We start from the raw sequence: 13,099 nt of genomic DNA on the forward strand, positions 1-13,099 counted from the left end.
GCGCTGGTATCCTTCGTGCTGTTCCCGCAGGAACCGCACGAAGGAGAACCGCGATGGACCGTTCGGCCGCCTGGAAACTCGTCGAAGAGCACGTGCAGGCCGTCGGCCTGCGCCGCCACATGGTCGCCGTCGAGTCGGCGATGCGGTTCTACGCCGGAAAGCTCGGCGAGGACGTCGAGAGCTGGGGGCTCGCCGGCCTGCTCCACGACTGGGACTGGGAGATCCACCCGACGCTCGAGTCCCATCCGAAGGACGGCATTCCGCTCCTGCGCCAGCGCGGCGTCGACGAGAACATCCTGACGGCGATCCTCTCGCACAACACCGAGGGCACCGGCATCGAGCGCTCCCGTCCGATCGACTTCGCCCTGCTCGCCTGCGACGAAGTCACCGGGTTGGTGATCGCCGCCGCTCTCGTCCGACCGAGCAAGAACGTCCGTGACGTCGAGCTCAAGTCGATCCAGAAGCGCTGGAAGGAGAAGGCGTTCGCCGCCGGAGTCGATCGGCCGCACGTCGAGAGCGTGACCGCCGACTTCTCCCGCGCCTGCTTTGCCGGAGGGCTCGACCTCTGGACCCACGTCGGCAACGTCCTCGCGGCGATGCAGGATGCTGCCGCGGCGCTCGAGCTCGACGGGCGTCTCGCCGGCTGAAACGCGACCGCGTCAGTCTTCTTCGCCCGGATTGCCCCGGTTGTTCGTGTTCTATTCAAGAGAGTAGAGTGGCCGGGACGACTTACCTCGACACTCTCGATTTCAAATCGACCCACCGTCCGCCCGTTGGCGGGCGGAACGAGCGCAGATTCCTTTTCGACGTCGCGGAGGAGCCCGCCGGATGTCCGTCAACCCTTCGTCCCGCATCGCCGGCAACAGCCGCCAATGGCTGCCCGCCGGCCTGCTCGCGCTCGGCGTCGCGGTCGCCCCGCTCGCTGCCAGCGCGCAGGTCAACGTCCCGATCGCCGATCTGCCGCCCGGAGCCTCGATCACCGTCGAGCTCCTGGTCACCGTCAACAATCCGGTCCCGGCCGCCGTGGTCCAGGTGAGCAACCAGGGATCGGTCACGGGGACGAACATCCCAGCGACCCCGACGGACGACCCGGCCACCGGGACGCCGGGAGACGCCACGATCACCCCGATCGTCGCCACACCCGACCTGACGCTCACCAAGAGCGACGGCGGCGCCTCGGTCCTGCCGGGCGGAACGGTCGCCTACACCCTGGGCTACGCCAACGCCGGCAACCAGGGCGCGACGGGCATCGTCCTCACCGAAACCGTCCCGGCCAACAGCACCTTCAACGCCGGGGCCAGCACCGCCGGTTGGAGCTGCTCGCCGAACGGCAACGCCGGAAGCACCTGCACGCTCGCAGTCGGCACCCTGAACGGCGGCGGAGCGAACGGGACGGCCACCTTCGCCGTCACCGCGGTCAATCCGGTCCCCGCCGGGGTCACCCAGCTCGCCAACACCGCCTCGATCGCCGACGACGGCGCCAACGGCACCGATCCGACGCCCGGCAACAACTCGGCGAGCGACACGACGCCGGTCAACGCGACGCCCGACCTGACGCTCACCAAGAGCGACGGCGGCGCCTCGGTCGTGCCGGGCGGAACGGTCGCCTACACCCTGGGCTACGCCAACGCCGGCAACCAGGGCGCGACGGGCATCGTCCTCACCGAAACCGTCCCGGCCAACAGCACCTTCAACGCCGGGGCCAGCACCGCCGGTTGGAGCTGCTCGCCGAACGGCAACGCCGGAAGCACCTGCACGCTCGCAGTCGGCACCCTGAACGGCGGCGGAGCGAACGGGACGGCCACCTTCGCCGTCACCGCGGTCAATCCGGTCCCCGCCGGGGTCACCCAGCTCGCCAACACCGCCTCGATCGCCGACGACGGCGCCAACGGCACCGATCCGACGCCCGGCAACAACTCGGCGAGCGACACGACGCCGGTCAACGCGACGCCCGACCTGACGCTCACCAAGAGCGACGGCGGCGCCTCGGTCGTGCCGGGCGGGACGGTCGCCTACACCTTGGGCTACGCCAACGCCGGCAACCAGGGCGCGACGGGCATCGTCCTCACCGAAACCGTCCCGGCCAACAGCACCTTCAACGCCGGGGCCAGCACCGCCGGTTGGAGCTGCTCGCCGAACGGCAACGCCGGAAGCACCTGCACGCTCGCGGTCGGCGCCCTGAACGGCGGCGGAGCGAGCGGGACGGCCACCTTCGCCGTCACCGCGGTCAATCCGGTCGCTGCCGGAGTTACCCAGCTCGCCAACACCGCCTCGATCGCCGACGACGGCGCCAACGGGGCCGACCCGACGCCCGCCAACAACTCGGCGAGCGACACGACGCCGGTCGACGCGGCACCGGATCTTTCGATCACCAAGGACTTCACCGGGGCCACGCCGTTCCCGGGCGACGTCTTCACCTTCACGCTCGCCTACGCCAACGTCGGCAACCAGGGGGCGACGGCGGTGGTGATCTCGGAGACGGTTCCGGCGAACACCACCTTTGACAGCGCGGCGTCCAGCCTCGGTTGGAGCTGCGCCGACAACAGTCCGGCGGGCACGCCGTGCACCCTCTCCCTCGGCGCTGTCGCCGGCGGCGGGGCGAACGGCACGGTCAGCTTCGCCGTCCAGCTCGACGATCCGCTCGCGGTCGGCGTGACCTCGGTCATCAACACCGCCACGATCGCCGACGACGGCGCCAACGGCGTCGACCCCACCCCGGCGAACAACAGCAGCACGAAGGTGGTCAACCTCGACATCGTGCCGCCGCAGGTCGCCCTCGTCGATTCGGTGCCGTCGACCGGCGACGGGGAGATCACCTCCTGCGAGCAAATCGATACCGCCCTGCAGCAACTGGTCGTGACCTTCGACGAGGCGGTGCGCGATCCTTCGGGCGATTCCGACCCCGACGACGTGACCAACCCGGCCAACTACCGCGTGGTCCTGCCGGGCGGGAACCTCGCCTTCGAAACCACCTCCTGCACCGGACCGACCGGAGACGACACCACGGTCGCCGTGACGGCGGTGACGTACCAGAGCGCCAGCTTCACGGCGACCCTCGACCTCGCCGAGCCGCTCGCCAGCTCGCAAGTGCGACTCCTGGTCTGCGGCTCAACGTCGATCCGCGACCTCGCCGGCAACCCGCTGGATGGCGACGGCAACGGCACCGGGGGCGACGACTTCGCCCGCCTGTTCCGCGTCGACGTCGGCAACCTCTTCCACAACGGCCACTTCGACTGCGACCTCGGCGCCTGGACGAGCTCCACCAGTAGCGGCAGCACCCTCGCCCACTCGCCGACCGACAGCGACGCCTCGCCCCAGTCGGGCTCGGCGCGGGCCGGCATCGCCGCGGCCACCGCCACGGCGGAACATGCCGGGGTCGGGCAGTGCGTGCCGATCGTGGCCAGCCAGCGCTACGACCTCTCGGGCAAGGTGAAGCTCACCGCCGCGCCGTTCGTCTTCATCGGCGTCACCCGGGCTTGCGAGTTCTACGGCGCGCCGGGCTGCGGCGGGTCTCCGGTCGGTACCAGCGGCCAGGGCGGTCCGGTCGCCGACACGGCCGGCGCCTGGGCGACTTTCAGCCAGAGCTTCTCGTCGCCGGCGGGTGCCGCATCGGCGATCTGCGGCTTCACGCTCACGACTCCCAACGGCAGCGTCTTCGACGCCAACCTGGACCGGCTCCGCCTGGTCCGTTTCTCCGCGCTCTTCGACGACGGCTTCGAGTCTGGAAGCCTCTCGGCGTGGTCGCGGTCTTTCGGGAACTGAGGAGGATCCAGGGATGCGCGACACGCGAATCATGCGGACGGCTGCGGCCCTCGCGACGGCTCTGGCGCTCGACGGCCTCGTCGGCGGCGGAGCCGTCCTCGCCGAATCACCGAGAATCGAGCTCACCTCGCTCGCGCCCGCTCCGAATGCGGTTCCTCCGGCCCCACCGCCGGCAGCGTTCCCGGTCCAGTTGATGCTGGACGACGACACTGCCGAGGGCGCGATCGGCGTCACCGTCGGCAATTCGGCCCATCAGTTCCTCTGGTTCAACCGCTTCACCCGACCGCCCGGCGTTGATCTCTTCTCGCTCGAGCAGATCTGGGTGCTCTTCCCGGCCACCCCGGGCATCGCCGCCGGCGGAGCGATCCAGCTCGTCGTCTTCCTCGATCCCGACGGCAATCCGGCCAATGGCGCCAACCTTCTCGGCTCCTACTCGGCGACGGTCTTCGCGGCCGACGGCAACACCTTCTCGGTCTACTCGATTCCTCCGCTGTCGATCTCGGGCTCCGGCGACGTCCTCATCGGCGTGGTCGACCGCTTCGTCGCCTCCGGAGCCACGCCACCGACCGCCTCGGCTGCGCTCGACACCACGGCGAGCCAGGGCCGCTCGTGGATCGCCATCTGGGCGGGCGATCCGCCCGTCTCGCCGACGCTGCCACCCGACACGCTCCTCACCCGGACCGACGACTTCGGTCTCCCTGGCAACTTCATGATCCGCGGTTTCGGCACGCTGCCGAGCGTGGTCGAGATCCCCGCACTCGGTCCGCTCGGCCTCGCAGCGCTCGGTCTCCTCCTCGCCCTCGCCGCCGTTGCCCTGCTGCGACGTCGTCGAGCCATCCCGACGGCGATGCTGACGCTCCTGGCCGCGATCGCCGCCGCGTCGAACGTGTCGGCGCAGGTGCTGGTCGACGACTTCGCGACCACCGGCGGCTCGGTCATCCTTCCTGGAACCCCGGCAGCGACGGCCGCCGGAGCCGGGATGCTCGGCGGCGAGCGCGACCTGCTCGTGTCGCGGGCGACTGGCAGCGGCACGGTGACCGCCACCGTCACCGGTTCCGGCCTGACGTTCTCATCCCAGACGGGGACCCGTGGACGGCTGCTCGTGGCCTGGGATGGAACCGATGGGAACGCCAACACCGTCGCTCCCGGAGGGCTCGGGACGATCAATCTGACGACCGGTGGACGCAGCTCCTTCCGGCTCGCCGTCACCTCGGCGCGCGCCGGCACCGAAGTCGAGATCCGTGTCTACTCCAACGCGGGTGCCGACATCTCCCGCATCTCCCGCGCCCTGCCCGAGACCACCCTGCCACGCGACTTCTTCTTCGACTTCAACGCCTTCACGGTGGACTCCGGCGCGGGCGCCAACTTCTCGTCCGTCGGCGCCGTGACCCTGCGCATCACCGGCAGCGACGCGGCGATCGAAGGCACGGTGGCTTCGGCGTTCGCCGCCACGCGCTTCGAAACCGCGCTGCCCGCGGTCGCCGCGCTGAAGGTCGACCTCTCGCCCGCCGGTGCACCGCTGGCCAACGCCGCACCGGGCGACACCGTGCGCTATCGCGTCACCATCACCAACTCGGGTGCCACCGCCCAGAGCGTCAATCTCGCCGACACGCTCAACGGCAACCTGGCGCTTGTCGGCGGCTCGGTCCGGACCACGCCGGTGGCCCGCCCCGACGCCTACAAGACGCTACCGAACACCACCCTCGATTCGTCGGCCGCCGGCCGCCCGAGCCTGCTCGCCAACGACAGCGACGCCGACGGCAACGCGCTCGCCGCGATCGCTGCGGCCAGCCAGGGGACGCTGCAGGGTGGCTCGGTGACGATCGGCACCAACGGCCACTTCGTCTACACCCCGCCGGCCGGCTTCACCGGCCCCGACTCTTTCACCTACACGCTGCAGAGCACGGCCGGCGATCCGACCGCCGATACCTCGGGAACGCCGCTCGCCCCGGTCGCCGCGACGGCGACCGTCGTCGTCGAGCGCATCGCCCCGTCCCTGACCCCGGGCGGCCCGGTCACCTTCACCGAGGACGGTCCCCCGGTCGTCGCCGCGGCGACCCTCGTCGTCTCGGCCCCCGACAGCCCGACACTGTCGTCGGCGACCGTGACGATCACCAACCTGCTCGACAGCGGCGCCGAGACGCTCGCCGCGACCACCGGCGCCACCGCGATCACCGCCAGCTACGTCGCGCCGACGTTGACGCTCAGCGGCTCGGACACCGTCGCCAACTACCAGCAGGTGCTGCGCACCGTCACCTACTCGAACAGCTCGCAGACTCCGAGCTCGACGACCCGGTCACTCGACTGGATCGCCAGCGATCCCTTCGGCCCCGGCAGCGCGTCGACGAGCACGGTCAACGTCGTCCCGACCGACGATGCGCCGGTCGCCGTCGCCGACGCCGCCACCGTGACCGAGGATTCGGGTGCCAACGCGATCGACGTGCTGGCCAACGACACCGACGTCGACGGCGGGCCGAAGAGCATCGCCTCGGTTACCCAGCCGGCCAACGGCACCGTCGTCATCACCGGCGGCGGCACCGGACTCACCTACGCACCGAACGCCAACTACTGCAACAACCCGCCGGGCACCACCCTGAGCACCTTCACCTACACGCTGACTCCCGGCAGCAGCTCGACGACGGTCTCTGTGACGGTGACCTGCGTCGACGACAACCCGGTTGCGGTCGCCGACGCCGCCACCGTCGTCGAGGGCTCCGGCGCCAACGCCGTCGACGTGCTGGCGAACGACACCGACGTCGACGGCGGGCCGAAGAGCATCGCCTCGGTCACCCAGCCGGCCAACGGCGCCGTCGTCATCACCGGCGGCGGCACCGGACTCACCTACGCACCGAACGCCAACTACTGCAACAATCCGCCGGGCACCACGCTCGACACCTTCACCTACACCCTTACCCCGGGTGGCAGCTCGACGACGGTCTCCATGACCGTCACCTGCGTCGACGATCCGCCGGTCGCGGTCGCCGACACGGCGACGGTGAACGAGGATTCCGGCGCCAATGCGATCAACGTTCTCGCCAACGACACCGACATCGACGGCGGGCCGAAGAGCATCGCCTCGGTTACCCAGCCCGCCAACGGCGCCGTCGTCATCACCGGCGGCGGCACCGGGCTCACCTACGCACCAAACGCCAACTACTGCAACAATCCGCCGGGCACCACGCTCGACACCTTCACCTACACGCTGACCCCGGGCAGCTCGAGCACCACGGTGACGGTCACCGTGACCTGCGTCGATGACAACCCGGTCGCCGTCGCCGACGCGGCGACCGTGACCGAGGATTCGGGAGCCACTGCGGTCAACGTGCTGGCCAACGACACCGACGTCGACGGCGGGCCGAAGAGCATCGCCTCGGTCACCCAGCCGGCCAACGGCACCGTGGTCATCACCGGCGGCGGCACCGGTCTCACCTACGCGCCGAACGCCAACTACTGCAACCAGCCGCCGGGCACCACGCTCGACACCTTCACCTACACCCTCGCACCGGGTGGCAGCTCGACGACGGTGACCATGACGGTGACCTGCGTCGACGACAATCCGGTCGCCGTCGCCGACGCCGCCACCGTGACCGAGGATTCGGGAGCCAACGCCGTCAACGTGCTGGCGAACGACACCGACGTCGACGGCGGGCCGAAGAGCATCGCCTCGGTCACCCAGCCGGCCAACGGCGCCGTCGTCATCACCGGCGGCGGCACCGGTCTCACCTACGCACCGAACGCCAACTACTGCAACAACCCGCCGGGCACCACACTCGAGACGTTCACGTACACGCTCACGCCCGGCAGCTCGTCGACGACCGTGACGGTCACCGTGACTTGCGTCGACGATCCGCCCGTCGCGGTCGCCGATGCGGCCACGGTCGTCGAAGACTCGGGCGCCAACGCTCTCCCGGTGCTCGCCAACGACACCGACATCGATGGTGGACCGAAGAGCATCTCCGCGGTCACCCAGCCGGCCAACGGCGCCGTCGTCATCACCGGCGGCGGTACTGGTCTGACCTACGCACCGAACGCCAACTACTGCAACAACCCGCCGGGCACGACCCTCTCGACGTTCACCTACACGCTCTCGCCGGGCGGCAGCTCGACGAGCGTCACCGTCACCGTCACCTGCGTCAACGATCCACCGGTGGCCGACAACGACACCTTCGATTTCCTCGGCAATACCGAGCTGCGCGTCGATCTCAGTGCTGCCGTCACGCCGCACGTGCTCGCCACCACCGGAACCACCTTCGGCGTCCTCGACGGCGACAGCGATCCGGTCGAGGGCGACGCGATCGCCGTCTCCGCCATCACCGTCGGCGCTTGCACGGACAACAGCGCACCGTTCGACTGCACCGATCCGGCCATCGGCACCGTCCACATGCAGACCAACGGGCGCTTCAGCTTCGAGCCCGCTCCCGGCGACACCAGCGCCTCGGAGACCTTCCAGTACACGGTGACCGACAACGGCACGCCGGCTCCCGCGAGCACCACGGCGACGGTCACCCTGACCCGCTTCGAGCGGATCTGGTACGTCGATCCCGCCGCCGGGGCCGGCGGCAATGGCACTTCGCTCGCACCGTTCAACAGCTTCACGACGCTCAATGGCGCCGGAGGGTCAGGCGATTCCGACCTCGGCGGCGACTGGATCTACCTTTACAGCGGCACCCTCGCCGGATCGATCGAGCTCGAGGCGAATCAGCACCTCATCGGCCAAGGGGTCGCGCTGTCGATCCCGGTCGGGCTCAACGGCAACAGCTCCCCGACCCTGCTCGTCGCTGCCGGAACGAAGCCGCAGCTCACCAACGCGAGCGGCGACACGGTGAGGATCACGACCGCGATTCCCGTCGAGGTGCGCGGCCTGAGCCTCGCGAGCACGACGAGCAATGCGATCGATCTGACCTCGGCGGCCGCCCTCACCGGCTCGAGCTCCCTCGCCATCTCGAACAACCTGTTCCGCGGCGCCGGCGCCGAGGGCGTCGACGTCAACCTCAATGCCGGGACCACCGGGACTCTGACGCTCGCGTTCACGAACAACAGCTGGGACCTCACGGGTACCCACGCCGGCAACGCCGTCGACATTCGCAACGCCGCCGCCGGGGCGAATCTCCGTCTCGACGTCAGCAACAACCCCGGCATCTATTCCACCGGCGCCGGGTCGGTCGCTCTCTTCGTCAGCGGCTCGGGCGGTCTGAGCACGACCATCACCGGCTTTGCCAACAACAGCGTGCACCAGAACGCGGTCGGCAGCGGGATCCAGGTGGCGAACGCCACGTTCGACGCTGATCTCGGCACCGCCGGGTTCCAGCAGGTCGCCGGCGGGACGACGGCGATCGGTGCCTCCGGCGACGGCGTCGGCGGCGGCGGCATGAGCCTCGCCGCGGTGCAAGGGAATCTCTTCTTCACCGATCTCGACATTTTCGCCTCGGCGGGCGGCGGACTCGGCGTCTCGGGAACCGGCGCCGGGATGCAGTTCGGAGTCTCTCCCTCGGTCGCCATCATCGAAGCCACCGGGGGACCAGCCGTCGACGCGACGAGCGTCTCGCTCGATCTCCAGCTCTCGTCCCTCAAGAGCACCAACAGCTCGACGACCGGCGTTTCGCTCGCGGCCGTTCTGGGCACGTTCTCGGCCGGCAGCGGCAGCAGCATTTCAGGGCTCATCAGCGCCGGCGGAACCGGATTCCTGGTCAACAACAGCAGTGCGACGATTTCTTATGCCGGAACGTTGACGACGACGATCGGCAAGGGAGTCGAGCTCACGACGAACACCGGGTCGGCGATCTCCTTCGGCGGGACGCTCACGATCAGCTCGGGCACCGCAGCGGCGTTCACCGCCACCGGCGGCGGCACGGTGACGGCCACCGACACGGCGAGCACTCTGACCACCACGACCGGGACCGCGCTCAACGTCGCCAACACGACGATCGGCAGTGGCGGTCTGAAGTTCCGCAGCATTACCGCCGGCACCGGAGCTTCGGGCCCGACGAGCGGCATCATCCTCAACAGCACCGGTTCGAGCGGCGGTCTAACCGTCTCCGGCTCCGGCAGCTCCGGGACCGGAGGAACCATTCAGAAGTCGAGCGGCCCCGGGATCTCGCTGACCTCGACCTCCGCAGTGAATCTGAGCTACCTGAACGTCACCGGCGGCACCGACGACGGCATCCGCGGATCCTCGGTCACCGGGCTTTCGCTCACGGGCGTCCAGGTCACGTCCAACGGCAATGCGGCAGGCGAGGCCGGCATCGACCTCGCGGGCCTCTTCGGCAGCTCGACCTGGTCGAACGTCACGGTGACCGGCTCGGCCGAGGACAACGTCGTCATCCGCAACTCGAGCGGTACCCTCAACGGGCTCACGGTGACCGGAGGCAATTTCTCCAGCAACTCCTCGATCGGCAACGACGGCTTCCTCGTCGACGCCTCGGGATCGGCGTCGATGACGGTGAGCGTCACCGGAAGCACCTTCTCCGCCAACCGCGGCGACCACTTCCAGGCCGCGGCGGCCAACTCGGGCATTCTCGACGTCGTCTTCTCCAACAACACCCTGACCGGCGGTCACCCCACGGCGCTCGGCCAGGGGGTCACGATCAGTGCCGCCACCGCCGTGCCGGGCTACTCCGGAACGGTCGACTACAACATCGACAACAACAGCATCAACGGTTCCATCTTGAGCGCCATCACGGTGAACCTCGGAACGTCGGCCGCCGGCGCGAGAATGCGCGGGACGATCAGTGGCAACACGATCGGGACGGTCGCCTCGTTCCAGTCCGGCTCGACCCAGGCCTCGGGCATCGCGATCGACGCTCACGGCAACGGCACGCACACGACCTCGATCACCAACAACACCGTGCGTCAGACCTTCGACCGCGGCATCAACGTGCTGGCCAACGACGGGGGCGGCGTGCTCAACATGACCGTCACCGGCAACAACCTGAGTCACTCCGACGGGATCAACAGCCGCGAGGGCTTCTTCCTCAACAACGGCTCGACCGATCCCAATATCTTCGGCGTGCCGGATGCACACACGGTCTGTCTGAGCTTGGGAAGCACGAGCCCCGCTCTCAAGAACACGCTGACCCATGGACCGGGCGCACCCGACGACTTCCGGCTGCGGCAACGCTTCAGCTCCACGATTCGCCTGCCCGGCTACGCTGGCGCCACCACGGACACCGCCGCGGTCGTCACCTTCGTCAATGGCAACAACACGTCGACGACCGGCTCGGCGACGGTCAACTCACCGCCGGGCGGTGGTTTCGTGGGTGGCGCGAGCTGCCCGACACCGCCATGACATGCCTCGGAGGCAAGAAACGAATGAGGAGGGAGGAACTCGATGGCTGAGCCGTTCTTAGCGGAAATCCGCATGATGAGCTTCGTCTTTCCGCCGAAGGGCTGGGCGCTCTGCAACGGCCAGCTCCTGCCGATCAACCAGAACCAGGGGCTGTTCTCGCTGCTCGGCACGACCCTCGGGGGCGACGGGAGGGTGAACTTCGGCCTGCCGGACTTGCGCGGTCGGACGCCGATCCACGTGGGGAGCTCGCACACCCTGGGAGAACGCGGCGGCGAGCAGGCGCACACCCTCTCGATCTCCGAAATCCCGACGCACACACACGTCCTTTCCGGGTCGCCGACGAACGCCAGTGTCGCCCCAGGGGTGGGGAATGTCCTTGCCGCCGCCAACAACGCCTATGGCCCCGCGACGTCCCTGGTCGCTCTCGGCCCGACGTCGATCGCCAATACCGGCGGCTCGCAGGCCCACCTCAACATGCAGCCGTTCCTGACGCTGAGCTTCTGTATCGCGCTGCAAGGCATCTTCCCGAGCCCGACCTGAGGAGCTCTTCATGGCCCAACCCTACGTCGGCGAAATCCGCATGTTCGCAGGCAACTTCGCGCCTGCCGGCTGGATGTTCTGCGAGGGGCAGCTGCTCCCGATCTCCGAATACGAAACGCTCTTCAATCTGATCGGTACCACCTACGGGGGCGATGGTCAGAGCACCTTCGCCCTGCCGGATCTCCGCGGCAGGCTTCCGATCCACCAGGGCAACGGCTTCGTCCTGGCGGAAACCGGCGGCGCCGAGGAGATCACCTTGACCGTGCAACAGATCCCCGCCCACTCGCATCCGCTGCTCGCCACCTCGGCAAGCGGGACGGTGGCGACCCCGGTCAACAACCTCCTCGCCGAGTCGGTGTCTCTCAATCCCTACATCCAGGACGTGACGAACAGCAACATGAACCCGGCGGCGATCTCCTCCGTCGGCGGCAGCCAGCCGCACACCAACTTTCAACCGTATCTGTGCGTCGATTTCATCATTTCGCTGTTCGGCATCTTCCCCAGCCCGACCTGAGGTGAGCCATGGACCCATTCGTCGCCGAAATTCGCATCTTCCCGTTCAACTTCGCACCCAGAGGATGGGCGTGGTGCGACGGGCAGCTGCTCCCGCTCTCGCAGAACACCGCGCTCTTCTCCCTCCTCGGCACCACCTATGGGGGGAACGGCAAGTCCAATTTCGCGCTCCCGGACCTCCAGGGACGCGCGCCGATGCACCCGGGACAGGGCCCGGGGCTCTCGCTCCACGACCTCGGAGAAACCGGCGGCAGTGAGACGGTGTCGCTGCTCGAAAGCGAGATCCCATCTCACAGCCATACCCAGCGCTGCGCGTCGGACGACGGGGACCTCAAGGCTCCGACCAGCACGCGCGTCCTCGGCCGGTCGACGAATGGGTTCCTCTATCAGAACAGTGTCAACGGCCTGCAGATGACGGCGGACTCCGCGCTTGCTCCAGCCGGCGGCGACCAGCCGCACAACAACATGCAGCCGTACCTGACCTTCTACTTCAATATCGCGCTGCAAGGGGTCTACCCGCCGCGCACCTAGGCGAGCGGGAGTCGAAGGGGATTCGTCGGGGCGGCTCGTCGAGCCGCCCTTCTCTTTTCAGGTGAAGATCGCCTCGTAGCGCATCCCACGTTCGTCGGGACCGAGCGGAACGATGAACATCTCGTTCGCTCCGAGCAGGGCGTGCTCGAGACGATAGGTTGCCTGACGAGCCCACGGCGACAGTGGGCCGTGAAAGTAGAGCGCGAACGGGGTCCGCGGGCTCCCCGGAGCGGCGGATGCCGCGGAAAGGGGGGCCACTCCGGTCAGCCGCAGCTCGAGCTCGCCATCGCCCGGCGCGGAAAGCCGGAACACGTCGCCCTGCAGATTCTGGAACGTCTCGATCCGAAGATCGGCGGACATGGCACCCTCCTGGGGAAACTCTTATTGTATCGGAGGCGCTTCCAGGGCACGGCACACCACGGCTCGTGTTATCGTTTCTTCGTCTCTTCTCCTGTACACCGCACGGCC

7 protein-coding genes are annotated in these 13,099 nt (G+C 68.7%); 6 read left to right on the top strand and 1 reads right to left on the bottom strand.

The genetic code is table 11. The features are described 5' to 3' along the window. Nucleotides 1-53: 53 nt before the first annotated feature. From IPJ17_19585 to IPJ17_19610, 6 genes are all read left to right on the top strand, one after another. Nucleotides 54-647: an HDIG domain-containing protein gene (locus tag IPJ17_19585; GenBank protein QQR73646.1), complete on the top strand. Its 594-nt coding sequence runs from the start codon at nt 54-56 to the stop codon at nt 645-647. A gap of 181 nt (nt 648-828) precedes the next feature. Next, the gene (locus tag IPJ17_19590; GenBank protein ID QQR73647.1) at nt 829-3,762 is read left to right on the top strand and encodes a DUF11 domain-containing protein; all 2,934 of its coding nucleotides are present in this window, start codon (nt 829-831) and stop codon (nt 3,760-3,762) included. A gap of 13 nt (nt 3,763-3,775) precedes the next feature. Further along, nucleotides 3,776-11,047 (top strand): tandem-95 repeat protein, encoded by a 7,272-nt coding sequence (locus IPJ17_19595; protein ID QQR73648.1) that lies wholly within the window; start codon nt 3,776-3,778, stop codon nt 11,045-11,047. A 42-nt stretch (nt 11,048-11,089) separates the two neighbouring features. Next, nucleotides 11,090-11,587: a phage tail protein gene (locus IPJ17_19600; GenBank protein QQR73649.1), complete on the top strand. Its 498-nt coding sequence runs from the start codon at nt 11,090-11,092 to the stop codon at nt 11,585-11,587. 10 nt (nt 11,588-11,597) lie between these two features. Beyond that, nucleotides 11,598-12,101: a phage tail protein gene (locus IPJ17_19605; protein QQR73650.1), complete on the top strand. Its 504-nt coding sequence runs from the start codon at nt 11,598-11,600 to the stop codon at nt 12,099-12,101. 8 nt (nt 12,102-12,109) lie between these two features. Then, complete coding sequence (locus IPJ17_19610; protein ID QQR73651.1) at nt 12,110-12,631, top strand: phage tail protein; 522 nt, start codon at nt 12,110-12,112, stop codon at nt 12,629-12,631. A gap of 57 nt (nt 12,632-12,688) precedes the next feature. Here IPJ17_19610 and IPJ17_19615 read toward each other — a convergent pair whose 3' ends face one another. Then, nucleotides 12,689-12,991: a hypothetical protein gene (locus IPJ17_19615; GenBank protein ID QQR73652.1), complete on the bottom strand. Its 303-nt coding sequence runs from the start codon at nt 12,989-12,991 to the stop codon at nt 12,689-12,691. Nucleotides 12,992-13,099 lie beyond the last annotated feature (108 nt).

The sequence above is a fragment of the Holophagales bacterium genome, assembly GCA_016699405.1.
GTDB lineage: Bacteria > Acidobacteriota > Thermoanaerobaculia > Multivoradales > JAGPDF01 > JAAYLR01.